The organism is Pseudomonas sp. GW821-FHT02H06, assembly GCF_059421525.1.
Genome location: NZ_JBWKVD010000001.1, coordinates 75,619 through 100,236, shown reverse-complemented (window position 1 = coordinate 100,236; position 24,618 = coordinate 75,619). Strand labels below are relative to the sequence as shown.

26 protein-coding genes are annotated in these 24,618 nt (G+C 62.3%); 8 read left to right on the top strand and 18 right to left on the bottom strand.

Going from position 1 to position 24,618, the window contains the following annotated elements:
* Positions 1-171: 171 nt before the first annotated feature.
* Complete coding sequence (locus AC07VF_RS00505; RefSeq protein WP_495008873.1) at positions 172-1,125, bottom strand: LysR family transcriptional regulator; 954 nt, start codon at positions 1,123-1,125, stop codon at positions 172-174.
* 121 nt (positions 1,126-1,246) lie between these two features.
* Here AC07VF_RS00505 and AC07VF_RS00500 point away from each other — a divergent pair, with 121 nt between their 5' ends.
* From AC07VF_RS00500 to AC07VF_RS00490, 3 genes are all read left to right on the top strand, one after another.
* Entirely contained in the window at positions 1,247-2,560 is a 1,314-nt protein-coding gene (locus AC07VF_RS00500) for an L-fuconate dehydratase (RefSeq protein WP_495008874.1), read from the top strand.
* A gap of 300 nt (positions 2,561-2,860) precedes the next feature.
* A complete protein-coding gene (locus tag AC07VF_RS00495) occupies positions 2,861-3,289 on the top strand; it encodes a YidH family protein (RefSeq protein ID WP_495008875.1) in 429 nt (142 codons plus the stop codon).
* 32 nt (positions 3,290-3,321) lie between these two features.
* Entirely contained in the window at positions 3,322-3,636 is a 315-nt protein-coding gene (locus AC07VF_RS00490; RefSeq protein WP_423572803.1) for a DUF202 domain-containing protein, read from the top strand.
* Positions 3,637-3,750: 114 nt separating this feature from the next.
* On the opposite strand, the gene AC07VF_RS00485 is transcribed toward AC07VF_RS00490, so the two are convergent.
* From AC07VF_RS00485 to AC07VF_RS00430, 12 genes are all read right to left on the bottom strand, one after another.
* Positions 3,751-5,346, bottom strand: coding sequence for a gamma-glutamyltransferase family protein (locus tag AC07VF_RS00485; protein ID WP_495008877.1), 1,596 nt, complete (start codon positions 5,344-5,346; stop codon positions 3,751-3,753).
* A gap of 70 nt (positions 5,347-5,416) precedes the next feature.
* The gene (locus tag AC07VF_RS00480; protein WP_369306443.1) at positions 5,417-6,325 is read right to left on the bottom strand and encodes an ABC transporter permease; all 909 of its coding nucleotides are present in this window, start codon (positions 6,323-6,325) and stop codon (positions 5,417-5,419) included.
* Positions 6,325-7,269, bottom strand: coding sequence for an ABC transporter permease (locus tag AC07VF_RS00475; protein WP_037011865.1), 945 nt, complete (start codon positions 7,267-7,269; stop codon positions 6,325-6,327). Before AC07VF_RS00475 ends, AC07VF_RS00480 begins: the two co-directional genes overlap by 1 nt.
* Positions 7,270-7,312: 43 nt before the next feature.
* Positions 7,313-8,812: an ABC transporter substrate-binding protein gene (locus tag AC07VF_RS00470; protein ID WP_495008878.1), complete on the bottom strand. Its 1,500-nt coding sequence runs from the start codon at positions 8,810-8,812 to the stop codon at positions 7,313-7,315.
* Complete coding sequence (locus tag AC07VF_RS00465) at positions 8,809-9,942, bottom strand: ABC transporter ATP-binding protein (protein WP_495008879.1); 1,134 nt, start codon at positions 9,940-9,942, stop codon at positions 8,809-8,811. Before AC07VF_RS00465 ends, AC07VF_RS00470 begins: the two co-directional genes overlap by 4 nt.
* A complete protein-coding gene (locus tag AC07VF_RS00460) occupies positions 9,939-10,943 on the bottom strand; it encodes an ABC transporter ATP-binding protein (RefSeq protein ID WP_495008880.1) in 1,005 nt (334 codons plus the stop codon). Before AC07VF_RS00460 ends, AC07VF_RS00465 begins: the two co-directional genes overlap by 4 nt.
* On the bottom strand, positions 10,940-11,677 hold the full coding sequence (locus tag AC07VF_RS00455; protein ID WP_065993032.1) for a FadR/GntR family transcriptional regulator: 738 nt from the start codon (positions 11,675-11,677) through the stop codon (positions 10,940-10,942). Before AC07VF_RS00455 ends, AC07VF_RS00460 begins: the two co-directional genes overlap by 4 nt.
* Positions 11,678-12,008: 331 nt before the next feature.
* The gene (dkgB, locus tag AC07VF_RS00450; protein WP_495008881.1) at positions 12,009-12,812 is read right to left on the bottom strand and encodes a 2,5-didehydrogluconate reductase DkgB; all 804 of its coding nucleotides are present in this window, start codon (positions 12,810-12,812) and stop codon (positions 12,009-12,011) included.
* Between the two features lie 395 nt (positions 12,813-13,207).
* On the bottom strand, positions 13,208-13,768 hold the full coding sequence (locus AC07VF_RS00445; RefSeq protein WP_346626549.1) for a DUF1003 domain-containing protein: 561 nt from the start codon (positions 13,766-13,768) through the stop codon (positions 13,208-13,210).
* 102 nt (positions 13,769-13,870) lie between these two features.
* Entirely contained in the window at positions 13,871-14,077 is a 207-nt protein-coding gene (locus AC07VF_RS00440; protein WP_065993044.1) for a hypothetical protein, read from the bottom strand.
* A 123-nt stretch (positions 14,078-14,200) separates the two neighbouring features.
* Positions 14,201-14,683, bottom strand: coding sequence for a GreA/GreB family elongation factor (locus tag AC07VF_RS00435; protein WP_463582919.1), 483 nt, complete (start codon positions 14,681-14,683; stop codon positions 14,201-14,203).
* A gap of 53 nt (positions 14,684-14,736) precedes the next feature.
* A complete protein-coding gene (locus AC07VF_RS00430) occupies positions 14,737-15,132 on the bottom strand; it encodes a hypothetical protein (protein ID WP_495008882.1) in 396 nt (131 codons plus the stop codon).
* Positions 15,133-15,255: 123 nt separating this feature from the next.
* On the opposite strand from AC07VF_RS00430, the gene earP reads away from it, so the two are divergent.
* Together earP and AC07VF_RS00420 are read left to right on the top strand one after the other, a co-directional pair.
* On the top strand, positions 15,256-16,401 hold the full coding sequence (earP, locus tag AC07VF_RS00425; RefSeq protein WP_495008883.1) for an elongation factor P maturation arginine rhamnosyltransferase EarP: 1,146 nt from the start codon (positions 15,256-15,258) through the stop codon (positions 16,399-16,401).
* Between the two features lie 87 nt (positions 16,402-16,488).
* The gene (locus AC07VF_RS00420; protein WP_037011849.1) at positions 16,489-17,058 is read left to right on the top strand and encodes an elongation factor P; all 570 of its coding nucleotides are present in this window, start codon (positions 16,489-16,491) and stop codon (positions 17,056-17,058) included.
* Positions 17,059-17,406: 348 nt separating this feature from the next.
* Here the strand turns inward: AC07VF_RS00420 and AC07VF_RS00415 are convergent, their stop codons facing one another.
* The 3 genes from AC07VF_RS00415 to AC07VF_RS00405 form a co-directional block, all read right to left on the bottom strand.
* On the bottom strand, positions 17,407-18,426 hold the full coding sequence (locus AC07VF_RS00415; RefSeq protein WP_346626552.1) for an alpha/beta hydrolase: 1,020 nt from the start codon (positions 18,424-18,426) through the stop codon (positions 17,407-17,409).
* Between the two features lie 51 nt (positions 18,427-18,477).
* The gene (locus AC07VF_RS00410; protein ID WP_065993050.1) at positions 18,478-18,897 is read right to left on the bottom strand and encodes an organic hydroperoxide resistance protein; all 420 of its coding nucleotides are present in this window, start codon (positions 18,895-18,897) and stop codon (positions 18,478-18,480) included.
* Between the two features lie 155 nt (positions 18,898-19,052).
* Entirely contained in the window at positions 19,053-19,526 is a 474-nt protein-coding gene (locus AC07VF_RS00405; protein WP_495008884.1) for a MarR family winged helix-turn-helix transcriptional regulator, read from the bottom strand.
* 236 nt (positions 19,527-19,762) lie between these two features.
* Here AC07VF_RS00405 and AC07VF_RS00400 point away from each other — a divergent pair, with 236 nt between their 5' ends.
* On the top strand, positions 19,763-20,494 hold the full coding sequence (locus AC07VF_RS00400; protein ID WP_495008917.1) for a sulfite exporter TauE/SafE family protein: 732 nt from the start codon (positions 19,763-19,765) through the stop codon (positions 20,492-20,494).
* 20 nt (positions 20,495-20,514) lie between these two features.
* Here AC07VF_RS00400 and AC07VF_RS00395 read toward each other — a convergent pair whose 3' ends face one another.
* Positions 20,515-21,369, bottom strand: a complete 855-nt coding sequence (locus AC07VF_RS00395; protein WP_065993052.1) for a LysR substrate-binding domain-containing protein — start codon at positions 21,367-21,369, stop codon at positions 20,515-20,517.
* A 96-nt stretch (positions 21,370-21,465) separates the two neighbouring features.
* Here AC07VF_RS00395 and AC07VF_RS00390 point away from each other — a divergent pair, with 96 nt between their 5' ends.
* Both AC07VF_RS00390 and AC07VF_RS00385 read left to right on the top strand, forming a co-directional pair.
* Positions 21,466-21,699 carry a DUF1127 domain-containing protein gene (locus AC07VF_RS00390; protein WP_495008885.1) on the top strand — a complete coding sequence of 78 codons (234 nt, stop codon included), beginning with the start codon at positions 21,466-21,468 and terminating at the stop codon, positions 21,697-21,699.
* Positions 21,700-21,748: 49 nt separating this feature from the next.
* Complete coding sequence (locus AC07VF_RS00385) at positions 21,749-22,996, top strand: winged helix-turn-helix domain-containing protein (protein ID WP_495008886.1); 1,248 nt, start codon at positions 21,749-21,751, stop codon at positions 22,994-22,996.
* A gap of 237 nt (positions 22,997-23,233) precedes the next feature.
* Here AC07VF_RS00385 and AC07VF_RS00380 read toward each other — a convergent pair whose 3' ends face one another.
* Entirely contained in the window at positions 23,234-24,580 is a 1,347-nt protein-coding gene (locus AC07VF_RS00380; protein WP_282367418.1) for a class II 3-deoxy-7-phosphoheptulonate synthase, read from the bottom strand.
* Positions 24,581-24,618 lie beyond the last annotated feature (38 nt).

Here is a 24,618-nt window from a genome sequence, read left to right as displayed (position 1 = left end):
ACGGCTCCCCCTGGGAAGCGCACCGTGGCTGGCCGGTTATTGTTATCACGACGTGCACGACGCCGCTTCATAAGCGCGGACGTTGTTGGCCGATTTTCAGCCACTCTATGAAGCCAGCGGGTAATTTCCCAATGAAAGGTTTCGATTACGCGATAACGCAGGGTTATCGATTCATGCCGCTATCGGAGACTTTAGAAATGTCAGCAGTGCCTTCACCGCTGCCGACGTCGGTCGGGCTTTCGACGTCATCAGCCCAAGATTGACCATGCTCAGCGGCAGCTCGACCGGCAGGATGGCGATCATGCCGTAACGTGCGTAATGCTCGGCGACGTCATTGGGCACCACGGCGATCATGTCCGAGAATTCGAGCATCGAGGTGGTGGCCAGAATCGAACGGGTTTCGATGATGTCCAGCGGCTCAATCAATTGCGCCGCCTGCAACGCATTTTCAACCTGGCGCCGCATGGGGCTGCCGATGGGATGAAGGATCCAGGTCAGTGGCGCCAGCTCCGTCAGGGTCATGCCGCTGTGGTCGACCAGCGGGTGCCTCGGCCGGGCGATGATGCGCATGCGTTCGCCCTGTTCGAACAGCTGAATGTCGAGGCTCTGGCCGTCGAGCTGATCGGGCAGCCGACCCAGCACCACATCGAAATCGCCACGAATCAGTGCGGGCAGCAGCTCATCGCTGGTGCCGACTTCCAGGGCGATGCGCACTTTCGGGTGCGCGGTCTTGAACGCCAGCACGCCGCGGGTCAGCAGCGTCGGGACCGGGCCCATGACCGTGCCGATGCGCACCATCCCCGTCGCCCCTCGTGCCAGCTCGGCCAGCTGCGCTTCGGCGTATTCGAATTCATGCAGCGCGCCCTGGGCGTAGCGAATCATCACCTCGCCGAACAGCGTCGGCTGCATGCCGCGCGGCAAGCGCTCGAACAGCTGCACGCCGAGGCGTTCTTCCAGCTGTTGCAACAACAGGCTGGCGGCGGGCTGGGTGGTGTGAATGGCAGCGGCGGCCTTGCGCAGATTGCCCAGTTCGCCCAACGCGTTGAGCAATGCGATCTGCCGGCTGGAGATTTTCAGCATCGGGAAGGTGCCAGGCAGACCGGCGGAGGGTGACGTGTCTGACATATCGAATTTGGTATCGATGATTAGGATTTGGCGATTATGCCTGTATCGCGGTTCGGCCTACAGTGAGTCCATCAAGGGCTGCCTTGCTGCTGCCCTATTCTAAAAACAACAAGGGTCTTCCATGCAGATCACCTCCATTTCCGTCCGCGACATCCGCTTCCCCACCTCCCTGTCCCTCGACGGCTCCGACGCGATGAACAGCGCGCCGGACTATTCAGCCGCCTATGTCGTGCTGCACACCGATTCGTCCGACGGGCTGGAGGGCCATGGCCTGACGTTCACCATCGGCCGTGGCAACGAAATCTGCGCGGCAGCGATTCACTCACTGGCGCCCTGCGTGGTGGGGCTGACCCTGGAATCGATCACTGAAGACATGGGCGCCTTCTGGCACAGCATCACGGCAGGCGACAGCCAGTTGCGCTGGTTGGGGCCGGAAAAAGGCGTGATCCATCTGGCCACCGCCGCGCTGGTCAATGCGGTGTGGGACCTGTGGGCCAAGGTCGAGGGCAAGCCGGTCTGGAAGTTGCTGGCCGACATGACCCCCGAGCGACTGGTGAAATGCCTGGACTTCAGCTACGTCACCGACGCCATCACCCCTGAAGAGGCCATCGCGCTGCTCCGTCGGCAAGTGCCGGGCAAAGCGAAGCGCGAGGCGCAGATGCGGGAGGAGGGCTATCCGGGCTACACCACCGCGCCGGGCTGGCTGGGTTATTCGGAGGAGAAGATGCGCCGGCTGGCCCGCGAAGCCGTGGCCGAGGGCTGGACCCACATCAAGCAAAAGATCGGTTCGGACATCGAAGAAGACATGCGCCGCGCCGCGATCCTGCGGGACGAACTGGGCTGGGAACGCACGCTGATGATGGACGCCAATCAGGTCTGGAGCGTCGAGCAGTCGATCAGCAACATGCGCCGGCTCGCGGCGTTCGAGCCTTGGTGGATCGAAGAACCGACCCACCCCGATGACATCCTCGGCCACGCGACGATCCGTCAGCGCATCACGCCGATTGGCGTGGCGACCGGCGAGCATTGCCACAACCGGGTGATGTTCAAACAGATGTTCCAGGCCGGCGCGCTGGATTTCTGCCAGCTCGACGCGGCCCGGCTGGGCGGGCTGAACGAAGTGCTGATCGTGCTGCTGATGGCGGCCAAATTCGACATCCCGGTATGCCCCCACGGTGGCGGCGTCGGGTTGTGCGAATACGTGCAGAACATCTCGCTGTTCGATTACATCGCCGTATCGGGCTCCCTGGACAACCGCGTGCTGGAATACGTCGATCACCTGCACGAGCATTTCCTTGATCCGGTGGTCATCCGCCGCGGCCGCTACATGCCGCCGCAACGGCCGGGGTACAGCATCGAAATGCACGCCGAAACGCTGGAGCGGTATCAGTATCCCGATGGCGCAGTGTGGGTGGAGCTGGCTGCCAACAGATGATTTAAATGTTGGTCACTCCGTCTCACGGATGCTGCACGGTGGCGCAGCAAACATAGACCCTGCGGGAGTGAGCTTGCTCACGAAGACTGCGTTTCAACCGCTGAAGATTTAGCAGATGTACTGGCCCCTTCGTGAGCAAGCTCACTCCCACAAGCTCATCATCGCCACGAATATCGGCGGCATGGCCCTATTTGAGAAAGCGCGCGCTGCGCCAACAGACACCCCCATGTCGTTGTGGACACGGGCCTTTCCCGGGCATGACCGGTATGATCCGTCGCATCTACCCGACCACGGTGCGACATGAATTCCTCCGAGCCCGGCAACGTCATCCCTCCCGCCCATGCCCCTGTCACGCCGCCGGAGCGTGATCGGCTCTCGGCTTCGCTGCTCGGTGGCGGCTGCGAGCCTGACCCGCGCTTCACCCTCGCCAACGAACGCACCTTTCTCGCCTGGATCCGCACGGCATTGGCGTTTCTCGCCGGTGGCATCGCGGTCGAAGCCTTTACCAGCGACGTGTTCAGCCCCGGCCTGCGTCGGGCCGTGGCCCTGTCGTTGCTGGTGCTGGCCTTGTTGGTGAGCGCCAGTGCCTGCGTGCGCTGGCTGAAGGTCGAGCGGGCGATGCGTCAACGCAAGCCGCTGCCGTTGCCGGTGCTGGTGCCGATTCTGTCGATGGGGGGCGCACTGGTGGCGGCGGGGCTGATCGTCTTTCTGATTTACGGCGCGGCGTGAACCGGCGCGGACATGCCGTATCGTCGACGCCCGTGCGCCACGACGATCCCGGCCTGCAACCCGAACGCACACTGCTGGCCTGGCGCCGCACGCTGCTGACGTTGATCGGCGTGTGCCTGTTGTTCCTGCGCTGGATTCCGCCGTTTGGATGGGTGGCCCTGCTGCCGGTCATCCTTTCGCTGATGGCGGGCATCCTGATCCAGATCGGCCTCAACGCCCGCTACCGCAAAAGCGCCCGAGGGATGACCCAAGAGCGCATTCCACCGCCGTTGCGTGAGGTGGCGGTGCTGGGTTGCACGGTGATGGTGTTGAGTCTGGTGGGGATTGTTGCGGTGGTGTCTGGCTGATCAATCTGATCAGGCAGACACCTATTTCTCCGGATTGACGCATCAGCCGCAACATAATTGGCCAGCAGGACCTGCCTCTTCCCGGCTGAAGCCGATCCTGCAATGCCGGGCGACTTAATAAGCCGCCACCAACCCATCTTTCCTCGGATCGGTCCCGCCCACATACCCATGGGCCGTGCTCTGGATGATCTGCGCGCCGCCAAACGCAAACACGCCGCTCGGCTCTTCAACCTCCACGTCATGACCCTTGGCGCGCAGCGCTTCAATCACCTTCGGATCAAACGAGCGCTCCACCGCGACCTTCAGGCCTGACTCGATACGCCAGCGCGGTGCGTCGGCGGCGGCTTGGGGGTTCTGCTTGTAGCGCAGAATGCGCAGCATCATCTGCAAATGCCCCTGGGCCTGCATCGGCCCGCCCATCAGGCCAAAAGACATCAACGGCGTGCCGTCGGCGTTCATCACGAAGCCCGGAATGATGGTGTGAAACGGCCGCTTGCCGGGTGCCACGGTGTTGACGTGATCAGGGTCCAGGGTAAAACCCGCCCCGCGATTCTGCAGGCTGATGCCCGTGCCCGGCACCACCACACCGGAACCGAAACCCATGTAGTTCGACTGGATGAACGAGACCATCATCCCGCTCTCGTCCGCCGCCGACAGGTACACCGTGCCGCCGGCCTTGGGCGCGCCGTGCAGCGGGTCTTGCGCCTGCTCGCCAACCAATGCCGCGCGGTCGCGAAGGTAGGCCGGGTCGAGCATGTGTTCAGCGGCGACGCGCATGTGATCGTTGTCGGTGACGTGCTGGTTGAGATCGGCCAGCGCCAGCTTCATCGCTTCCAGCACAGGGTGCACGGTCTCGACGCTGTCCACCGGCTGCTCACCCACGCCCAGCGCTTCCATTATTCCAAGGCCCGCCAGCGTGGCGATGCCCTGGCCGTTCGGCGGCAGTTCGTGAACCACGGCGCCGGCGTACGGCACCGACAAGGTGTCGATCCAGTCCACCCGGTGGTTCGCCAGATCCTCAAGGCTCATGACGCTGCCATTGGCGTTGGCGTGAGCGATCATCGCCTTGGCCAGCTCGCCGCGATAGAACGCTTCGCCCCTGGTCTGAGCAATCAGCTCCAGGGTTTTCGCGTGATCCTTCAGCGTGACTTTCTCGCCGGCCCTTGGCGCTTTGCCGCCTTGCAGAAAGCACTCGGCAAAGCCCGGTTGATCCTTCAGCAGCCCGGCGCCGCGCCGCCACAGTTCGGCAATGATCGGCGTGACCTGATAACCGTCCCGCGCATAGCCGATGGCGGCTGCGGCAAGGGTGGCGAAGGGCAGCTTGCCGTAGCGCTCGGACAACGCGACCCAGGCCGACACTGCTCCCGGCACCGTCACCGAGGCCCAGCCGCGCTGGGGCATTTCCTGCTGACCGGCAAAACGCTCCGGCGTCCAGGCGTTCGGCGAGCGGCCCGAGGCGTTCAGGCCCTGCAGCGTCTTGCCGTCCCAGACGATGGCAAAGGCGTCGCTGCCGATGCCGCAGCCGGTGGGTTCGACCACGGTCAGCACCATGGCGGCGGCGATGGCGGCATCAACGGCGTTGCCGCCCTGACGCAGCATGTCCAGCCCGGCCTGTGCGGCCAGCGGTTGCGAGCAGGCGACCATGTTGTTGCCCATCACTGGCGAGCGGGCGGACGCGTAAGGTTGGCTGTAATCCAGATCATCGAACATGCAGTCGTTCTCTTCTTGGCAGTTGATCGGTTATCGAGTGGGCGGCTTCGGCGGATGAGCGCGAGCGCTGTCAGCTTTTCGGGTCGAGGGCATCGCGCAGCCCGTCGCCCAGCAGGTTGAAACACAGCACGGTGATGTAGATCGCCACGCCCGGGGCGATAGACATCCACGGGGCCTGTTCCATGAAGTTCTTTGCGGTGTTGAGCATCGAGCCCCAGGACGGCGAGGGCGGTTGCTGGCCCAGGCCGAGGAACGACAGGCTCGCTTCCGCCAGAATCGCCGAAGCGATGGTCAGTGTTGCTTGCACCACCAGCGGTGAGAGCACGTTCGGCAGCACGTAGCGCAGGATGATCCAGCGGTCCGGCAGGCCGATGGCGCGGGCGCCTTCCAGGTAATCTTCGTGACGGATTGCCAGCACCTGACCGCGGGTCAGGCGCGAGAAGATCGGCATCGCCGACAGTCCGATGGCGATCATCGCGTTGCTCAGGCTTGGGCCGAGAAACGCGCCCAGGGCAATCGCCAGCACCAGAAACGGACACGACAGCAGCGCTTCCATGATGCGCGAAATCACCGCGTCGAGTTTGCCGCCAAAGTAACCGGCCAACAGGCCCAGCGGCACGCCGATGACCATGGCAATCGCCACCGAAACCCCGCCGGCCAGCAGCGAACTGCGCGCACCCCAGAGCAGGCGGGAAAACAGGTCACGGCCCAGCTCGTCGGTGCCCAGCCAGTAGATCAGCGAAGGCGCCTTGCGCACGGCGAGGAAGTTGGCCTTCAGCGGATCATGGGGCGCAATCCACGGCGCCAGCAGCGCGGCCAGAATGAAGACGATCAGCACGACCGCGCCGACCACCGCGCCCTTGTTGGCGAGGAATTTCTTCACGAACGGCGAACGGGTGCGCGGCCGCAATGGTTCTCTCAACGGTGCCTGAGACGGCGCGTTCAGCGGCGCTGAAGGATGGGTCGCAATCGAAGTCATCAGGCAGTCCTCAGACGCGGATTGATCAGGCGATAGAGCACGTCCGCCAGCAGATTCAGCAGCAGGAAGCCGATCGCGACGCACAGCACCACGCCTTGCACCACGGCGTAGTCGCGGTTGAACACAGCATCGACAATCATCTTGCCGAAGCCCGGAATGCTGAACACCTGCTCGGTCAGCACCGCGCCGCCGAGCAGTTCACCGAACAGCAGCGTGGTCAGCGTGACGATCGGCATCAGCGCGTTGCGCAAGGCGTGCTTCAGAATTACCGTGCGCGGAAACAGGCCTTTGGCCCGCGCCGTGCGCACGTAGTCGGCGCGCAGCACTTCGAGCATCGCGCTGCGGGTGTGGCGCATCAGCACGCCCGACAGCCCGGCGCCCAGCACGAAGGCCGGCAGGATCAGGGTTTTCAGGTTCTGCCCGACGTCTTCACCCAGAGGCACGAAGCCCGACGCCGGCAGCCACTGCAGCTTCACGGCGAAGATCATGATCAACAGAATCCCCAGCCAGAAGTGCGGAATGGAGATTCCCGACAGGGCGAACACGTTGGCCGCGTAGTCCACCGACGTGCCCTTGCGCACCGCCGAAATCACTCCGGTGGGAATGCCGATCACCAACGCGATGATCAACGCCAGCACCGCCAGCTCGATGGTCACCGGCAGCTTCGACGCCAGCAGCACGGTCACCGGTTGTTCGGTACGCAGCGAAGTGCCGAAGTCGCCCTGCAGGACATTGCCGACCCAGTGCACATATTGCAGCGGCAGCGGGTCGTTGAGCCGGTATTTCTCGCGCAGGTATTCCATCACCGCCGGGTCGCGCTCCTCACCCGCCATGGCCTGGACCGGATCGCCCGGCAGCAGCTTTTGCAGGGTGAAGACGAACAGCGAAACCAGGATCAGCGTCGGAATGGCACTGAGCAGGCGTCGCAGGATGAAAGTCAGCATGACGAATCCTCGCGGCCGAAGCGGTTGTCCACGCGTGCCGCTGTCATTTGAAAGCGACGTTGGTCAAGCGAATCAAACCATCGGGATTGGGCACGAAACCGGTGAGGTTGCTGCGCATGGCGATGATTCGTGGATCGAAATACAGGTAGCTGGTCGGCACGTCTTCGGCGAGCAGGCGCAGGGCCTCGAAGTAGATGGCCTGACGCTGGGCCTGATCGTTCACGGTGCGCGCCTTGTTCAGTAGTTCGTCGAGTTTCGGGTCACAGAAATGCCCGTCGTTCTGGCCGCCCTTGCAGGTCACGAACTGGTGGATATCGCCATCCGGATCAGGACGGCCCGACCAGGCACTCATGCCGATCTGGAAGTTGCCGGCCTGTTGCTCGCTGAGCAGCGTGGCGTATTCGGTGGCGATCAGATTGACCTTGAAGCCGGCCTCTTCAGCCATCGCCTGAATGATCTGGCCGACCTGCTGGGCGATGGGGTTGTTGGCCACTTTCAGCTCGACGCTGAGGGGCGTCTTCACCCCGGCTTCGGCGAGCAGTTTTTTGCTGGCCTCGACGTCGCGGGTCGGGACCGGCAGATCCTTGTCGTAATACGGGCTGTTTTTCGGGAACGGCTGGGCGCTCGGCGCGTACAGGCCTTCGAACACCACCTGATTGATCGCGTCGCGGTCGATCGCCAGCTCGAAGGCCTTGCGCACGCGCTTGTCCTTGCCCAGCGGGTTGTTGGCCTTGTCGCCGTTGTTGGTGTTGTACATCAACTGCATGTAGCCCAGGCCCGGCGTGCTGAACACCTGGACGTGGCTGTCCGCCTTGGCGGTCTTCACGTCGGTGGGCGCGACGCGCTCGATGATGTCCAGGTCGCCGGAACGCAGGTTCGCCAGGCGCACCGAGGTGTCCGGAATCGGCAGGAAAATCACTTTGTCGAAGTGGTACGCCTGCTTGTTCCAGTAGTTGTCGAAGCGCTCCAGCACGATGCGGTCCTGCTGCACGCGCTGAACGAATTTGTACGGCCCGGAACACACCGGTTTCGAAGCCACGTCGGTCGCCGAGGCCTTCGGTGCGAGCATCATCCCGGCGCGGTCTGACAGTTGCGAGATCAGCGTCGCGTCGGGCTGCTTGACCTTGATCGCCACGGTTTTCGCGTCGATCACCTCAACGCTGTCCACCGACGCCAGTTCGCTCTTGCGCAGGGAGTCGGGCAGGGTGCGCGCGCGGTCGAGGTTGAACTTCACGGCGGCGGCGTCGAACACCTCGCCGTCGTGGAAGGTCACGCCGTCGCGCAGAGTCATGGTCAGCGTCTTGCCGTCCTCGCTCCAGTTCCAGGCGGTGGCCAGTTGTGGCGCGTAGGTCAGATCAGGATTGACGTCCACCAGCTTGTCGCACAGCGCGGTGTAGACCAGACGCCCCGAGTAGGTGCGCGAGCGGTGCGGGTCGAGCATGTCAGGGTCGTCCTGGATGCCGATGCGCAAGGTGGTTTCGGCGACAGCCGCATTCGCAGCGAGTAGCAACAACGTGGTTGTCATCAGGTGGGCGAATTTCATGGCTGACTCTCCAGAGAAAGGGCTTGATGGCTTTTGAACAGATTCAGGCGCTGGCTGTAGGCGGCGCTGGGCGTCGGCACGATCAGCGAACCGGCGCCGGCGTTGGCGATTTCGCGCCAGTAATGGCAGGCCACCTGACGCCCCGGCTCGACGGTTTCGAAAAGCGGCTTCACTTCTCGGCACAGCGCTTTTGCGTGGGGGCAACGGGTGTGAAAACGGCAACCGGACGGCGGCTTGCTGGGGCTTGGCATGTCACCGCCGAGCAGCGGGCGCGGGCGACGCAGGTCCGGGTGACTGACCGGCACGGCGGCCATCAGCGCCTGGGTGTAAGGGTGAAACGGCGTTTCGAACAGCGCGTTGACCGGCGCCAGTTCGACGATCTCGCCGAGGTACATCACGGCCACGCGGTCGCTCATGTGGCGAATCACCGCGAGGCCGTGGGCGACGATCAGCAGGGTCAGGCCGAACTGGTGCTTGAGGTCTTCCAGCAAATTAACCACCTGGGCCTGCACCGAGACGTCCAGCGCCGACACCGGTTCGTCGCCGAGGATCAGCCGTGGCTCCGAAGCCAGCGCCCGGGCGATGCCGATGCGCTGACGCTGACCGCCGGAAAATTCGTGGGGGAAGCGGCTGCCGTGCTCCGGCGCCAGACCCACCGTGCGCAGCAGCTCGGCAACCTTGTCCTGACGCGCGCTGCGGCTGTCGTCACGGTGCAGCCAGATCGGCTCGCCGATGATCGATTCGACACTCATGCGCGGGTTCAGCGAGGCGAACGGGTCCTGGAAAATGATCTGCAGATCCCGGCGTACTTGACGCAGCTTGTCGGCGGGCAGGTTGCCCAGATTGCGGCCTTCATAAATAACGTCGCCCGCCGTCGGTTTGAGCAGGTTAAGCAGCACCCGGCCGAGGGTCGATTTACCCGAGCCGGATTCACCCACCAGCGCCAGAGTCTCGCCCCGGCGCACGGCCAGGGACACCTCGTTGACCGCCTGAACCGGCGGCTTCTTGCGCTGGAACAAGCCGGCTTCGCTGTGAAAGTGTTTGCTCACCGCGATGCTTTCCAGAATCGGTTTGTCGAGCGCCGTTTCCACGCTCCCGACTTCAACGATCTGTTGTCCTGACAGGCTCATGCGCTGACTCCCAGATGCTGTTCAAGTGGCACGCGGATGCACGCAGCGAAATGCCCGGCGGAGACTTCCAGCAACGGCGGACAGGCTTCCCGGCAGGCGCCGATGACGAACGGGCAACGGCTGGCAAAGCGGCAGCCGCTGGGCATTTCAGCCGGCGTGGGGACGCGGCCGTTGATCGTCGCCAGCCGTCCTTCGCGGGGGCCGACCGAGGGCATCGAGCCCATCAGGCCGATGGTGTAAGGGTGCTGCGGATCGTCGAACAGGGTTTTCACCGAACCGCTTTCGACGACGCGCCCGGCGTACATCACGATGACCTCGTCGGCCACTTCGGCGACCACGCCGAGGTCGTGGGTGATCAGCATCATCGAGGTGCCGGTTTCGGCCTGGAGGCTGGCGACCAGCGAAAGAATCTGCGCCTGAATGGTCACGTCCAGGGCGGTGGTGGGTTCGTCGGCGATGATCAGTGCGGGGTCATTGGCCAGCGCCATGGCGATCATCGCGCGCTGACGCATGCCGCCGGACAGCTCGTGGGGGTAGGCATCAAGGCGCTGGAGGGCGTCGGGCACGCGGACCTTTTCCAACATTTCCAGCGCGCGCTGGCGGGCGGCGCTGGCGGACAGGCCCTGGTGGCGAATCACGCTTTCGGCGATCTGATCGCCGATGGTGAATACCGGGTTCAGCGAGGTCATCGGCTCCTGAAAGATCATCGCCATGCGATTGCCGCGTACGTCCAGCAGATGCTCGTCGGACATGCCCAGCAACGGCTCGCCCAGCAGATTCGAAGCACTGGCCTGTACCGTCGCGGTGTCGGGCAGCAAGCCCATCAACGCCATGGACGTTACACTTTTGCCGCAGCCGGACTCGCCAACGATGGCCAGGGTCTTGCCTGGCTGAATGGCGAACGACACGCCGTCGACGACGTTGGCCGGGGCATCCTTGAAGCGCACGGTGAGGTCGCTGACGCTCAGTACCGATGGGGTGTTCGCGGGTGAAGCACTCATACGCTGGCCTCGAGGTCTTGCTGGATGACGTGATCGAGCGCCTGTTGCAGCGCACGCAGATGACCGCGCATGGCGGTGGCGGCCTTGGCCGGGTCGCGACTTTCGATGGCGCCGATGATGTCGTGGTGATCGTGGCTGTAGGTGCTCAGGCGATCGGTGTTGCGCGCGCGTTGGCGCAGGTCGCGCCATGCCGGATCAAGCCGGATCGCGTCGAGCATTTCGAATATGTCCAGCATCAGCCGGTTGCCGGCGGCTTCAGCGATCCCGCGATGCAAGGCGCTGTCCCACAGCTCGATGCCTTCGGCGTCGGGTTCGCTGGCGTGTTGCTGATGGGTCGTGCGCTCGGCCAATCGGCGCAGGATCGCCATCTGTTCGCCGCTGGCGCGCAATGCGGCCAAGGAGGCCAATGCCGGCTCCAGATAGATACGGGCTTCCATGACCTCGCTGAAATTGGTCCGGCTCGACAGCTTGGCAAAGCTCATGGCCGCGCTCGGCGGGGTAGGGCCGACGAACGTGCCCTTGCCCTGCCGCCGCCAGATATGACCCTCGGCTTCCAGCACCGCCAGCGCGCGGCGAATGGCCCGGCGACTGACGCCGAAATCCACCGCCAGGTCGCGCTCGGTCGGCAACGGCCGCTGGGGAAACGCCGCCTGCTGCGCAACCAGCTGGCGCAGCGCGTCGAGGGCCATCTTCGACGAAGTGTCGTGGGTTGCGTCGGTGTCGATGCTGTCCATCTGCGTCTCTCGTCACGGGGTGAACCGGAGGCCTGGCCGCTTTGTGAAGCACGGCTGGGCTTTAGAGGACGAGTGCAATAGCGATGCCAATGGAAATTGGTTCACTGGCGAGGTCCGATGGCCGGGCGTGCGGACAGGCGTGATCCCGGCGCTTCGGGCCAATCGGCAATGGTTCGGAAGTCTGGTTCGCGGGGAGGGGCGGGATTGGTTCAGGCGGTAAGCGAACCAATTTCGTGAAGGTGCCAGGCAGGGCGCCTGTTTATGGTTCGGGTGCGTCATTAAGGGGCGTTGATTGGGGTGATTCTGGCTGAAGCCAGAATCAGGGCTGACATCAATCCCACTGCGGCGCGAGGCTGGCCGGACTGGTCAGGCGATGACCGCGGTCCAGCTGGGCAATCTGCGCCATGTCGTCTTCGCTGAGCTTCAGGTCCACGGCTTTCAGGTTGCTTTCCAGATTGGCGCGTTTGGTCGACGACGGGATCACCGCGTAACCCAGCTGCATCGCCCACGCCAGCGTCACTTGTGCAGGCGTCGCATTGTGGCGCTGGGCGATCTGCTCGATCACCGGGTCCTTCAGCACTTCGCCGTAGGCCAGGGTCATGTACGACGTAATCTTGATCCCGTGCTGTTTGGCGAAATCGGCCACGGTGCGGTTTTGCAGGTAGGGGTGCAACTCGATCTGGTTGGTGGCGATGTTTTCGGCGCCGACCGCGGCAATGGCTTCTTTCATCAGCGCGACGGTGAAGTTAGAGATACAGATCTCGCGAGTCAGGACTTGCTGTTTGGCTTCCAGCAGCGCGCCCATGAATTCGGCGACCGGCACCTGGCCCTTCGGCGATGGCCAGTGGATCAGCGTCAGGTCGACGTGATCGGTTTTGAGCTTGGTCAGGCTTTCCTTCAGGCTCGGGATCAGCTTGTCGGCGGCGAAGTTGTCGGTCCAGATCTTGGTGGTGATGTACAGCTCGTCACGGGGCACGCCGCTTTGCGCGATGGCCTGACCGACCTCGGCTTCATTGCCGTAGATCTGCGCGGTGTCGATCACGCGATAGCCCAGGTCGAGGCCGTTGCTTACCGAGTCGATGACGACCTGATCTTTCAGGCGGAAGGTGCCGAGGCCAAATGCGGGAACAGTCATGGGAAGACTCCAGGGTTCAAGGGGGAAGGGGAGGTATGAATCAGATGCCCAGTATCCCGCGTCGGCTGGCAGGGAAAAACCACAGCGCGAGCACGGGACTTTTGACGGGGGATCATGAATGCCATGGAGTTTGGGGCAGCGTGTGAGCTTGATCGTTCAACGGAATATGTGCATTACCCAGTTGCTGCAGTGTCATCCAGAGACGCAGGACCAGTGGGAGCGAGCTTGCTCGCGAAAGCGGTACTTCAGGCGACCAAGACTTAGCGGATGTGCGCACATCCTGTGGGAGCGAGCTTGCTCGCGAAGACCCTATTTCAGCCAAAAGAAATTCAGCGGATGTACCAATGCCTTCGTGAGCAAGCTCACTCCCACAGGGTTCTGCGACCGGCTCCAGATCAAACATGCCCATCGCGTTTCACGAAATGCTTGTGCATGTCCGCCGTCAGCGCTTCCACCCGTTCGGTCAGCACTTTGGTCATTTCGGTGAGTCGGGTGTTCTGCTCCAGCAGCTCGAGCATCTGCGCGGTGTTTTGCGCCGCGCGGGCCATACGCTCTTCGTTGGCCGTCGCCAGCGCTTCACGGTGCTCCGCGTCGGCATCGGCACTGGCCTTGTCCCGGGCGGCCTGTCGGGTCTGGGCCAGTAGAATAAGCGGCGCGGCATAGGCCGACTGCAGGCTGAATGCCAGATTGAGCAAGATGAACGGGTAGAGATCGAACGACACCAGCCCGCTCAGGTTGGCGCCCACCCACAGCAACACCAGCAGCGTCTGGGCGCCGAGAAAGGTGGGCGTGCCGAAGAAGCGTGCGAACGCCTCGGCCTTGAGGGCGAAGGCATCGGTGCCAAAGGTCGGCGCCAGGTGCGCGTGGCGTTTGTGAAAGCGCAGGTGATCCACCGGCGCGTTGGCGGCGGGCGTGCCCGGTTCTGCGGGCGAAGGGACAGGCGGTGCAGTGGGCATGAGACTTTCCTGAAGACAGAAACATCTGCCCACTATAGGCCCACGCCCATTGGCGTTGTACTGAACCTCTGCTGAACCGGCGTCTGTCGCGAGTGAGCGGCGTCAGTCCACCGGTTCGGGGTACAGCGGCTTGGAGCGCTGCATGATGCTGGCGTAGTCGTAAACGTACTGGCGGCCGGCGTGACTGGTCATGCGCAGGCGGTCGATCAGTTGTCGCTCTTTCTTGTTCAGGTATCTCAACCCGTGGTGGTCACTGGACTTGAGGCGATCACGTTCATGGGCGTCAGGGAAAGTGATGACGTTCGTCATGAAATATCTCCTTGGTTAAATCCGTGTCCCCGGCTCCGTGTTCCGGGGTTCACCCTTTGTGGTGCGACCCTGCACCTTACCCACAAAAAGTCAGACGCTACAACCCTGCAAATGATCAGTGGGTCACAGGATTTGCGTGATCTCGAACGATTGACGGCTGCCGTTCACCACCACTTCCACCTCATCGCCATCTAGCTTGCCAAGCAGGCTCTGACCCAGCGGCGAGCGTGCCGTGATCACCGTTATCACCTGCTCGTCGACCGTGATTTTTAGCCCCGCCGCGTCAGGCGCCAGAAACAACCGCTGTTCCGCACCGTTGTCCGCCAGGAGGGCAATAAGATCGCCGGTCTGGATGCCGCGCTGTTCATCGAAGGGCTTGAGCACCAGGTTGCGACACAGGTTCAGCGACTGGCGGATTTCCTCCACGCGCCGCGCCTGACCCGCCGCCAGATACGATGCTTCCAGCCCAAGGGTGTCGTACTTGTTCTCGGCGATGTTCTCTTCGTGAGTCGCGGTTTCGTAGGCGGTTTGTGCGGCCCGCACCGCCACATCGAGATCGACCTGGAGCTTCTCGACGATGCACTGCAGGACGGTTTGCTTGTTCACGGGCATGGCGGGCATGGAGTGTTCACGGACATGGAATGGCTCGACAAAGGGATTCAACCGCAGAACTGATAGACGCTCGCACGGCTTTTCTCGCTGGGGGCGGTCTGGTTCTGCTGCATCCAGAACTGGCACTTGGGCCCGTTGAAGCTGCGTTGCCGCTCCGCCTGTTCGGTCTCCTGGGTCTGTCGCGCTTCGCTGTCGCGCAGAATCTGCCGGTACTGATCGAACATCGGGTTATCACTTTCAGGCTTAGGCTTGGCCGCAGGCGGGGCGGTGATCTGCGCGGCCGCATTGCTCAGCGCCTGGGTCTGCTCGGCGGGGAGCATTTTATAGATCAGCCACAGGCTCACCAGGACGGCGAGAAAGCCCAGCCAGATACCGGCGGCAATCGACAGGATCAGCTTTAGCGGGCGCAGCGTGACGGACAGTTCGCGGTGGTTGACGTACATGACAGACTCCAGACTTGTATGCATGTGGCCAGCGGTGGCAGCGATTGTCGCACGACCGGGGCTGGTGATTCTGCGCCGCAATGAAGGACAATCGGTTTTTTTGAACATCCTCAGGGAGCCCGGATGAAAGCCTCTTGGGATATTTTCTGCAGCGTTGTCGATAATTTCGGCGACGTCGGCGTGACCTTTCGCCTGGCCCGACAACTGGTCGCCGAACACGACCTGAATGTTCGCCTCTGGATCGATGACCTGAACGCCTTCGCGCGGCTGTGCCCGGGCGCCGATCCGCTGGCGCAAGAGCAAGTACGCGATGGCGTGACCGTCTGTCACTGGCCGAAGGAATGGCCCAAGACCTGGCAACCGGCCGAGCTGCCGGACGTCGTGGTCGAAGCCTTCGCCTGTCGTCTGCCGCCGGACTACATCGAGGCCATGCTCGGGCGGGAGAAGCGGCCGCTGTGGTTCAACCTCGAATACCTCAGCGCCGAGGACTGGGTCTCCGGTTGCCACGGCCTGCCGTCGATCCAGTCCTCGGGCCTGCGCAAATATTTCTTCTTCCCCGGCTTCACCGACAAGACCGGCGGGTTGCTGCGTGAGGCGGGCCTGATCGACAAGCGTCGGGCGTTTCAGGCGGATTCTGCCGTGCGGCAGTCCTTTCTCCAGCGCCTGAACATTGCGCCCCACGCCGATGCGCGGCTGATGTCGCTGTTTGCCTACGAACACGCCGGCCTCGGCAGTTGGCTGGATTGCCTGGCCCGGGCTGATCGGACGACCCATTTGCTGGTGCCTGAAGGCCGCATTCTGGGCGACGTTCAGCGTTGGTTGGGCGTGGAAGAATTGAAGGCGGGCGCCGTGCAGGTGCGCGATGGCCTGACGATTCAGGTGCTGCCGTTTGTGCGCCAGGAAGACTATGACCAGCTGTTGTGGTGCTGCGAATTCAATGTGGTGCGCGGCGAAGACTCATTCGTCCGCGCGCAATGGGCGGGGCGGCCGCTGATCTGGCACATCTATGAGCAGGACGACGACGCCCACTGGGCCAAACTCGATGCGTTTCTGGAGTTGTATCTGGCGGGATTGTCGGAGGAGGCGCAGCAGGCGCTGACCGAGGTCTGGCGCAGCTGGAATGGCGGAACAGACATGACTCAGGGCTGGAATGCGCTGGAACAACACGCCGACGAACTGGCCGCCCATGCCGAGCGCTGGTGTCTGGAACAGGCCTTGCAGGACGATCTGACGACTGCGCTGGTAAGGTTTTACCAAAGTTGGATATGATACGCGGCCTTGTATTAAGCCCTGTACGAAAAGTGGCTTTTCGTACAGGGCTTAGAAAGATCTTTCATCCAAATTCGGATACTCGTAATGAAAACTGGTAAAGAGCTTAAACCCGGTACCGTGATCAAGCTGGAAAACGATCCTTGGCTGGTTCAGAAAGCTGAATTCACCAAGTCGGGCCGTAACAGCGCGATCATGAAGACCAAGCTGAAGAACCTGCTGACCGGCTACAAGACCGAAATCGTCTATAGCGCCGATGACAAGCTGGAAGACGTGATCCTGGACCGTAAAGAAGCCACGCTGTCTTTCATCAGCGGCGACACTTACACGTTCATGGACACCACCGACTACACCATGTACGAACTGAACGCTGAAGACATCGAAGCCGTTCTGCCATTCGTTGAAGAAGGCATGACCGACGTTTGCGAAGCGATCTTCTTCGAAGACCGTCTGGTTTCCGTAGAGCTGCCGACCACCATCGTGCGCACCGTCGACTACACCGAAGGTTCGGCTCGTGGCGACACGTCGGGCAAGGTCATGAAGCCGGCCAAACTGGCCAACGGCACCGAGCTGCAGGTAGCTGACTTCATCGAAATCGGTGACAAGATCGAAATCGACACCCGTGAAGGCGGTTCCTACAAAGGCCGTGCCAAATAAGCACTGCGTTTGTAATGCCGGTAATGTGATGCCGGAAACGAAAAAGCCCGACCATCGAGTCGGGCTTTTTTGTGGGTGATGTAAAAGCGAGCTGCGAGACACGCTGACCTTGTAGGAGCAGGTGACGCCGCCGCAGATGCAGCTGTCGACAAAGAACTGGGGGAGCGAGCTTGCTCGCGAATAGGCCGGTACATCCGCCAAGTCTTCAGCGGCTGGAAATACGTCTTCGTGAGCAAGCTCACTCCCACAGGGACTGCGAATGCTGCGCGACAGTGCGGGATATGAACGACGGAATCCAGCAATGCAAACGGGTCGACCATTGCTGATCGACCCGTTTTTATACTGCGTTTACTTCAGATGAACCTTCAGCTCTTGCGACGCCTGCAGCAGCGCCGAGCGGACTTCCGGCACCTGGCTGACCACGTTCAACAGCCCGTAATCGTGAATCATGCCGTTGTAGCGAACCGCTGTTACCGGCACACCGGCCTGGTCCAGCTTGCGAGCGTAGGCTTCACCTTCGTCGCGCAGCACGTCAGCACCCGCCGTTTGTACCAGGGCAGGCGGCAGACCTTTCAACTGATCGGTCGTGGCCCGCAGCGGTGAGGCATAGATCTCGGCGCGCTGTTTCGGATCGGTGGTGTAGTTGTCCCAGAACCACTTCATCATGTTGCGGGTGAGGAAGTGACCTTCGGCAAACTGATCGTATGAACCGGTATCGAAGTTGGCATCGGTCACCGGCCACAACAGCACCTGGTAACGGATGGCCGGGGTGCCTTTGTCTTTGGCCATCAGGCTGACGACCGCCGCCATGTTGCCGCCGACGCTGTTTCCCGCCACCGCCAGACGCTTGCCGTCGACGTTGATTTCCTTGCCATGCTCGGCAACCCATTTGGTCGCCGCATAGGCCTGGTTGATCGCCGTCGGGTAGTGGGCTTCAGGCGAAGGCGTGTAGTTGACGAACACCGCCACTGCGCCCGAACCCTCCACCAGATCCCGCACCAGACGTTCGTGGGTCGGATAATCGCCGAGCACCCAGCCGCCGCCGTGGAAGTACATGAACACCGGCAAGGTGCCTTTGACGCCAGCCGGACGAACGATCGTCAGGCTGATGTTCTGGCCGTCCACCGAAATGGTCTTCTGGCTGACATCGGCCTTGGGCAGGGTCAGCTTGACCCCGGCCTGGGCACCGGTCAGTACGGCGCGGGCATCTTTGGGCGAAAGCTGTTCGATCGGCTTGCCGCTTCCCGAATTCAATGCGTCCAGAAACGCCTGCGTGTTGTGCTCGACGCCCGTGTCGGTCGCTGCGAAAGCGTTGCCGATGGACAGTGCGAGGAGCGAGCCAGCCAGAATCTTGCCAAACGTGTTCATGTTCTTCTCCCGGTCAGACGAGGTGTGGGGCGTAGGTCTTACGCCAGGTTTTTACACAGTCACGTGCAGACGAACGTCGACGTTGCCGCGTGTGGCGTTGGAGTAAGGGCAGACCTGGTGGGCTGCATCGACCAGCGCCTGGGCTTCGGCTTGTTCAAGGCCCGGCAGGCTGATGTGCAGGTCGATGTCCAGACCGAAACCGCCAGGGATCTGGCCGATGCCGACGTGGGCAGTGATCGACGCGTCAGCCGGGATGGTTTTCTTGCTCTGACCGGCGACGAATTTCAGTGCGCCGATGAAGCAGGCCGAGTAACCGGCAGCGAACAGCTGCTCAGGGTTGGTGGCTTCGCCGCCTGCGCCGCCCAGTTCTTTCGGGGTGGCCAGTTTGACGTCGAGGATTTTGTTGTCGGAAACAGCGCGGCCATCACGGCCACCGGTTGCGGTTGCGACTGCAGTGTAGAGAGCTTGCATGGTAATTCCTCACGTGCTGATGGTTAGGGATTCAAGCTTAAGCTTGGCGCTAAATGTTTGTGCGCTAAGCAAGTGGGAGAGAATGTACTGCGCTAATGTTTAGCGCGCAAGATAAATTTTTGAGATTTTTTCAGATGGGCCGATTACGCGGTTGATCAGATGCTTTCGTGCAGATTTCCACGCAGCGCAAGCAGGTCCTTCTGCAGGGCTTTGAGCTGCTCAAGGTTGATGCCGCTGGCGGCCAGAATGCATTGCGGAATGCTCTGAGCTTTTTCGTGCAGCGCCTTGCCTTGCACAGTCAGGGTCAGCAGCACAACGCGCTCATCTTCCTTGCTGCGGGTCCGGCGGATCAGGCCTTCGACTTCCAGACGTTTGAGCAGCGGCGTCAGCGAGCCAGGATCGGTGAGCAGGCGGGTGCTGACTTCTCCGACGGTCAGGCCGTCGCGCTCCCACAACACCAGCATCGCCAGGTATTGCGGGTAAGTCAGGTTCAGCGCCTGCAGCAACGGCTTGTAGACCTTGGTCATCATTAGCGACGTCGAGTACAGGGCGAAACACAGCTGGTTATCCAGCAGCAGTTCGTCGCAACTGCCAGCGCCGGCCGTGTGGGTGGGCTCGTTGGCATTCATGGGTGTCCCTCGCTCAGTCAGTAATGCCCGGTAATTTAGTGCCCTGATGTTTAATGCACCAGATAATTTCAGTAATCGCCCGGCGTGTGGCTCTCTATCGACTGGAGGTAACGCCGCTGTTTGTGCGTCGGTTGGACACCTGGATATCGCCAAAGCGGATTTCCTCGGCTGCGCTGACTGCGTAGCATGCGCGCTGAAATCGGTTCAGAGGATCGCCCGTGATTGTCGATGTATTGATGTACCTGCTGCTGGGCGCCGCCATGGGCACGCTTGGCGGACTGTTCGGCATCGGCGGCGGGCTGGTGGCCATTCCCGCGCTGGGCGTGTTGTTCGGGCTCGATCAGCAACTGGCCCAAGGCACGGCGTTATTGATGGTGCTGCCCAATGTGCTGCTGGCGCTGTGGCGTTACAACCAACGCAATCGAGTGTCGGTGCGTCATGCGCTGATGCTCATCGTGCCCAGTTTCACGATGTCCTGGCTGACCTCGCTGTGGGCCGTGCGCGTTGACCCGCAAAGCATGCGCCTGGGCTTCGTCGGGTTTCTCATCGTGCTGACGCTGTTCAACCTGATCCAGATGGTCTGGCGCAAAGGCATCGCCAGCGCCGAGCTGCGTCACACCCGATGGTTGTGGCTGCTGGGCCTCGGTTCGGGTGTCACCGCCGGGCTGTTCGGCGTTGGCGGCGGAGTGATTGCGACGCCGATTCTGACCGGCCTGTTCGGCGCGACCCAGGTGGCGGCCCAAGGCCTGGCGCTGGCACTGGCGGCGCCGAGCACCACGATCACGCTGGCGACCTACGCGTTGCACGGCCACGTCGACTGGCTGATGGGCATTCCGCTGGCGATTGGCGGGCTGGCCAGCATCAGTTGGGGCGTCGCGCTGGCCCACAGTTTGCCGGAGCGCGTACTGCGCTCGCTGTTCTGCGGCTTTCTGGTGATCTGCGCGATCATGCTGTGCTTCAAGCTGTGATCTAACGCGATGAGTACTTGTTACAGCCTGAACCCTTCAGCAATGTGATCGGCCAGGCATTCGGTGATCGGCGATGGGTTATTGGGGTTGCGCAGCAGCACGATGCTCGCCGACGGCAATTGCGGCAGCCCGTGCTGTTCACCCAGCACTTCCAGGTCCGAGGTGATCAGGCTTTGCAGCTGAGCCGTTACTGCCAAGCCGGCGCTGACCACTGCCATGATCGCTGACAGGCTCGCGCTGGTGTAGGCCACCCGGAATTCACGGCCGGACGCCTGCAGCGCGTTGATTGCCCACTGCCGGCAAAAGCAGTCGGTGTTGAACATCGCCAGTGGCATCGGCGTCTGCTCCTGTGGGCAAAAGCCTGCGCCGACGGCCCAGACGAAGCGCTCCTGGCGCAGGATCTGCCCGATTTCCTTGCCCGGCTCACGGGTGACGATGCTTAAATCCAGGTCCTGGCGTTGCAGTAACTGTGACGACGATTCGCAATGCACTTCCACCTGCACCAGCGGATACGCTTGGGCAAAGCGCTGCAGAATCCCCGGCAGAAAGCGCATCACGTAATCATCCGGCGTACCGATCTTCACCGTGCCGACCATGTGCGGCTCGCGCAGGGTATTGAACACTTCGCTGTGCAATTTCAGGATCCGGCGCGCGTAGCCCAGCAGCACCTGGCCTTCCGCGGTGAAGCTGATGGTGCGACCGTCTTTGAGAAACAACGGGCGCCGCACCACGTCCTCCTCCAGCCGTTTCATCTGCATGCTCACGGCCGATTGCGTGCGATTCACCACCTCGCCGGCCTTGGTGTAACCGCCTTCATCGGCGATCGCGACGAAGGTACGCAGCAACTCGCTGTCGATACTCGGATAAGTGGTCATGCATCAATCTCCCAGATGCAGTGCATAAGAAACATTCGTTGGATTGATCTTAGGGGCGGCGAGAGAATCTGCCCATCCCCACTGGAGGGCAAGACGATGAAAGGTCAAAAAGGTTACGTACTGGTCGCAAAACCTCTGTCGCGGGAATCCGCGCTGGAACGTTGGTGGAAATCGGCCGTGGCGCAGGTCGCTCGCTGGCGCAAGCTGCGTCACCAGCGTGTCGAACTGGCCACGCTGAGCGATGACGCGCTGAAGGACATGGGCCTGAGTCGGGCGGATATCTACGAAGAAGTGGAGCGTCCTTTCTGGGATGACCCGATGAAGCACTGACAGAGCAGCGGGTGATCGGTTAGCGTTGGGCACCGCCATGGAGGTCGAAATGCCCGCCGAACCGCCGCTCAACCCGCCACTTTCCCTCAAGCACGCGCGCCGTCTGGCGCTGGCCGCCCAAGGTTTTAACAGCCGCCAGCCGCTTGCGACGATCAAGGCGGCGCACGTCACGCAGTTGATCCAACGACTCGGCGTGCTGCAGATCGACTCGGTCAATGCGCTGGTGCGATCCCACTACTTGCCGCTGTTTTCCCGGCTCGGTCCTTATTCGCGCACATTGCTGGAGCAGGCGGCGTGGAGCCAGGGTCGGCACCGCAATCTGTTTGAATACTGGGGCCACGAGGCGTCGTTGCTGCCGGTCGAGTTGTACCCGCTGATGCGCTGGCGGATGCAGCGCGCGTCCCAGGGCGAAGGCATTTATCAGCAACTGGCGAAGTTCGGCCGCGAGCAGCAGACCCTTATCGCCCGGGTGTTGCAGACCGTCCGCGAGCAGGGTGCGCTGGGCGCGGGCAGCATCAGCACCCGGCAGGATCGCGCCGGACCCTGGTGGGACTGGAGCGCCGAAAAGCATGCGCTGGAATGGTTGTTTGCAGCGGGTGAGGTCACGGTCGCCGGCCGTCGCGGTTTCGAGCGGCTGTACGATTTGCCCGAGCGGGTTCTGCCGTCGGCAATCGTCAATCACCCTGACATCGAGGAAGCGGATGCCCAGCGTGGCTTGCTGCTGCATGCGGTCAAAGCGCTGGGCGTCGGTACCGAAAAGGACGTCCGCGATTATTTTCGGCAGGACCCGGCACCGGCCAAGCGCGGGTTGGCGGAACTGGTGGAGGAGGGCGCGGTTCAGCGGGTTCAGGTGCAGGGCTGGAAGCAACCGGCGTACGCTCTTCCGGGTCTGACCGTGCCGCGCAAGATTGCCGCCAGCGCGTTGCTGTCGCCGTTTGATTCACTGATCTGGGAGCGGGCGCGCACCGAGCGGCTGTTCGATTTCCGTTACCGGCTGGAGATCTACACCCCGGCGCACAAGCGGGTTTACGGCTATTACGTGCTGCCGTTTCTGCACAACGAACGCATCGCCGCGCGCATCGACTTGCGGGCTGAAAGGGCGGCGGGGCGTCTGGCAGTTCATGGGGTTCACGAAGAGCAACCCGGACTGGATGACGAAGGCATGCACGCCCTCGCATTCCACTTGCGGCAACTGGCCAACTGGCTGGAATTGCCAGATGTGCTGATCAACTGCCAGCGCGCCAGTGCGGCGCGCTTGCGGGAGGCGTTCGTGGCCAGCGGCTTCGATCATCTGTGACGGCAGCTGCCTGATTTTGTAGGACCGGCTTCAGCCGGGAAAGGGCCAGCGCGAGCACCCTCAATTCTAGGGTGTGACATCCGACGCTTTCCCGGCTAAAGCCAGTCCTACAGAAATAGCGCGCCGTTGTGGGACCGGCTTCAGCCGGGAAGGGGCCAGCGCGAGCACCCACAATTCTATGGTGTGACATCCGGCGCGTTCCCGGCTAAAGCCAGTCCTACAGACGCACCAACCCCTTTACCGGCGCACCTGCTTCAACGTCTCGGCAATCAAAAACGCCAGTTCCAGCGACTGATCGGCATTCATCCGTGGATCACAATGGGTGTGGTAACGGTCCGACAAGCCATCTTCGGTAATCGGACGCGCGCCGCCGATGCATTCGGTGACGTTCTGACCGGTCATCTCGATGTGGATGCCACCGGCGTAGGTCCCTTCCGCCTGATGCACCTGAAAGAACTGCTTCACTTCCGCCAGGATCTGGGCGAAGTCGCGGGTCTTGTAACCGCTGCTGGCCTTGATCGTGTTGCCGTGCATCGGGTCCGAACTCCACAGCACCTTCTTGCCTTCGCGCTCCACGGCACGGATCAGCCCCGGCAAATGGTCGCCGACCTTGTTGGCGCCCATGCGCGCAATCAGGTTCAGGCGGCCCGGATCGTTGTCCGGGTTGAGGATATCGATCAGGCGAATCAGGTCATCGGTGTTCATGCTCGGGCCGACCTTGACGCCGATCGGGTTCTTCACGCCGCGCAGGAATTCCACGTGAGCGCCATCCAGTTGCCGCGTGCGGTCGCCAATCCACAGCATGTGCGCCGAGCAATCGTAGAAGTCATTGGTCAGGCTGTCGCGGCGAACGAAGGCTTCTTCGAAATTCAGCAGCAGCGCTTCGTGGGCGGTGAAGAAACTGGTTTCGCGCAACTGCGGCGAGGTGTCCATGCCGCAAGCGCGCATGAACGCCAGGGTCTCGTCGATGCGATCGGCGAGCTGGCTGTATTTGTCCGACAGCGCCGAGTTGGCGATGAAATCCAGGTTCCACTTGTGCACTTGATGCAGGTCGGCGAAACCGCCCTGGGCGAAAGCGCGCAGCAGATTGAGGGTGGCGGTGGACTGGTGATACGCCTGCAGCAGACGATCCGGGTCGGGCACGCGGCTCTTCTCGTCGAAACCGATGCCGTTGACGATGTCGCCGCGATAGGCCGGCAGCGTGATGCCGTCTATTGTCTCGTCGTTGGAAGACCGCGGTTTGGCGAATTGCCCCGCCATGCGCCCGACCTTGACCACCGGGCAGCCGGCGGCAAAGGTCATGACGATCGCCATTTGCAGCAGCACCTTGAAGGTGTCGCGGATTTTTGCAGCGGAAAACTCGAAGAAGCTCTCGGCGCAGTCGCCACCCTGCAGCAGAAAAGCCCGGCCCTCGGTCACCTCGGCAAACTGCCGGCGCAGCTCGCGTGCTTCCCCGGCAAACACCAGCGGGGGATAGCTGGCGAGGGTCTGCTCGACACGGCGAACATGGTCGGCGTCAGGGTATTGAGGTTGCTGCTGGATAGGCAGGTTCCGCCAGCTGTCGGGGCTCCAGGGTTGGCTCATGTTGAACTCGAAGTCAGTGCGATCGGACAGGCATGTTA

Bases quoted from the DNA above. Each gene is read 5' to 3' on its own strand.
- AC07VF_RS00505 (WP_495008873.1), bottom strand. From the start codon at position 1,125: ATGTCAGACACGTCACCCTCCGCCGGTCTGCCTGGCACCTTCCCGATG.
- AC07VF_RS00500 (WP_495008874.1), top strand. From the start codon at position 1,247: ATGCAGATCACCTCCATTTCCGTCCGCGACATCCGCTTCCCCACCTCC.
- AC07VF_RS00495 (WP_495008875.1), top strand. From the start codon at position 2,861: ATGAATTCCTCCGAGCCCGGCAACGTCATCCCTCCCGCCCATGCCCCT.
- AC07VF_RS00485 (WP_495008877.1), bottom strand. From the start codon at position 5,346: ATGTTCGATGATCTGGATTACAGCCAACCTTACGCGTCCGCCCGCTCG.
- AC07VF_RS00480 (WP_369306443.1), bottom strand. From the start codon at position 6,325: ATGACTTCGATTGCGACCCATCCTTCAGCGCCGCTGAACGCGCCGTCT.
- AC07VF_RS00475 (WP_037011865.1), bottom strand. From the start codon at position 7,269: ATGCTGACTTTCATCCTGCGACGCCTGCTCAGTGCCATTCCGACGCTG.
- AC07VF_RS00470 (WP_495008878.1), bottom strand. From the start codon at position 8,812: ATGAAATTCGCCCACCTGATGACAACCACGTTGTTGCTACTCGCTGCG.
- AC07VF_RS00465 (WP_495008879.1), bottom strand. From the start codon at position 9,942: ATGAGCCTGTCAGGACAACAGATCGTTGAAGTCGGGAGCGTGGAAACG.
- AC07VF_RS00460 (WP_495008880.1), bottom strand. From the start codon at position 10,943: ATGAGTGCTTCACCCGCGAACACCCCATCGGTACTGAGCGTCAGCGAC.
- AC07VF_RS00455 (WP_065993032.1), bottom strand. From the start codon at position 11,677: ATGGACAGCATCGACACCGACGCAACCCACGACACTTCGTCGAAGATG.
- dkgB (WP_495008881.1), bottom strand. From the start codon at position 12,812: ATGACTGTTCCCGCATTTGGCCTCGGCACCTTCCGCCTGAAAGATCAG.
- AC07VF_RS00445 (WP_346626549.1), bottom strand. From the start codon at position 13,768: ATGCCCACTGCACCGCCTGTCCCTTCGCCCGCAGAACCGGGCACGCCC.
- AC07VF_RS00440 (WP_065993044.1), bottom strand. From the start codon at position 14,077: ATGACGAACGTCATCACTTTCCCTGACGCCCATGAACGTGATCGCCTC.
- AC07VF_RS00430 (WP_495008882.1), bottom strand. From the start codon at position 15,132: ATGTACGTCAACCACCGCGAACTGTCCGTCACGCTGCGCCCGCTAAAG.
- earP (WP_495008883.1), top strand. From the start codon at position 15,256: ATGAAAGCCTCTTGGGATATTTTCTGCAGCGTTGTCGATAATTTCGGC.
- AC07VF_RS00420 (WP_037011849.1), top strand. From the start codon at position 16,489: ATGAAAACTGGTAAAGAGCTTAAACCCGGTACCGTGATCAAGCTGGAA.
- AC07VF_RS00415 (WP_346626552.1), bottom strand. From the start codon at position 18,426: ATGAACACGTTTGGCAAGATTCTGGCTGGCTCGCTCCTCGCACTGTCC.
- AC07VF_RS00410 (WP_065993050.1), bottom strand. From the start codon at position 18,897: ATGCAAGCTCTCTACACTGCAGTCGCAACCGCAACCGGTGGCCGTGAT.
- AC07VF_RS00405 (WP_495008884.1), bottom strand. From the start codon at position 19,526: ATGAATGCCAACGAGCCCACCCACACGGCCGGCGCTGGCAGTTGCGAC.
- AC07VF_RS00400 (WP_495008917.1), top strand. From the start codon at position 19,763: ATGTACCTGCTGCTGGGCGCCGCCATGGGCACGCTTGGCGGACTGTTC.
- AC07VF_RS00395 (WP_065993052.1), bottom strand. From the start codon at position 21,369: ATGACCACTTATCCGAGTATCGACAGCGAGTTGCTGCGTACCTTCGTC.
- AC07VF_RS00390 (WP_495008885.1), top strand. From the start codon at position 21,466: ATGAAAGGTCAAAAAGGTTACGTACTGGTCGCAAAACCTCTGTCGCGG.
- AC07VF_RS00385 (WP_495008886.1), top strand. From the start codon at position 21,749: ATGCCCGCCGAACCGCCGCTCAACCCGCCACTTTCCCTCAAGCACGCG.
- AC07VF_RS00380 (WP_282367418.1), bottom strand. From the start codon at position 24,580: ATGAGCCAACCCTGGAGCCCCGACAGCTGGCGGAACCTGCCTATCCAG.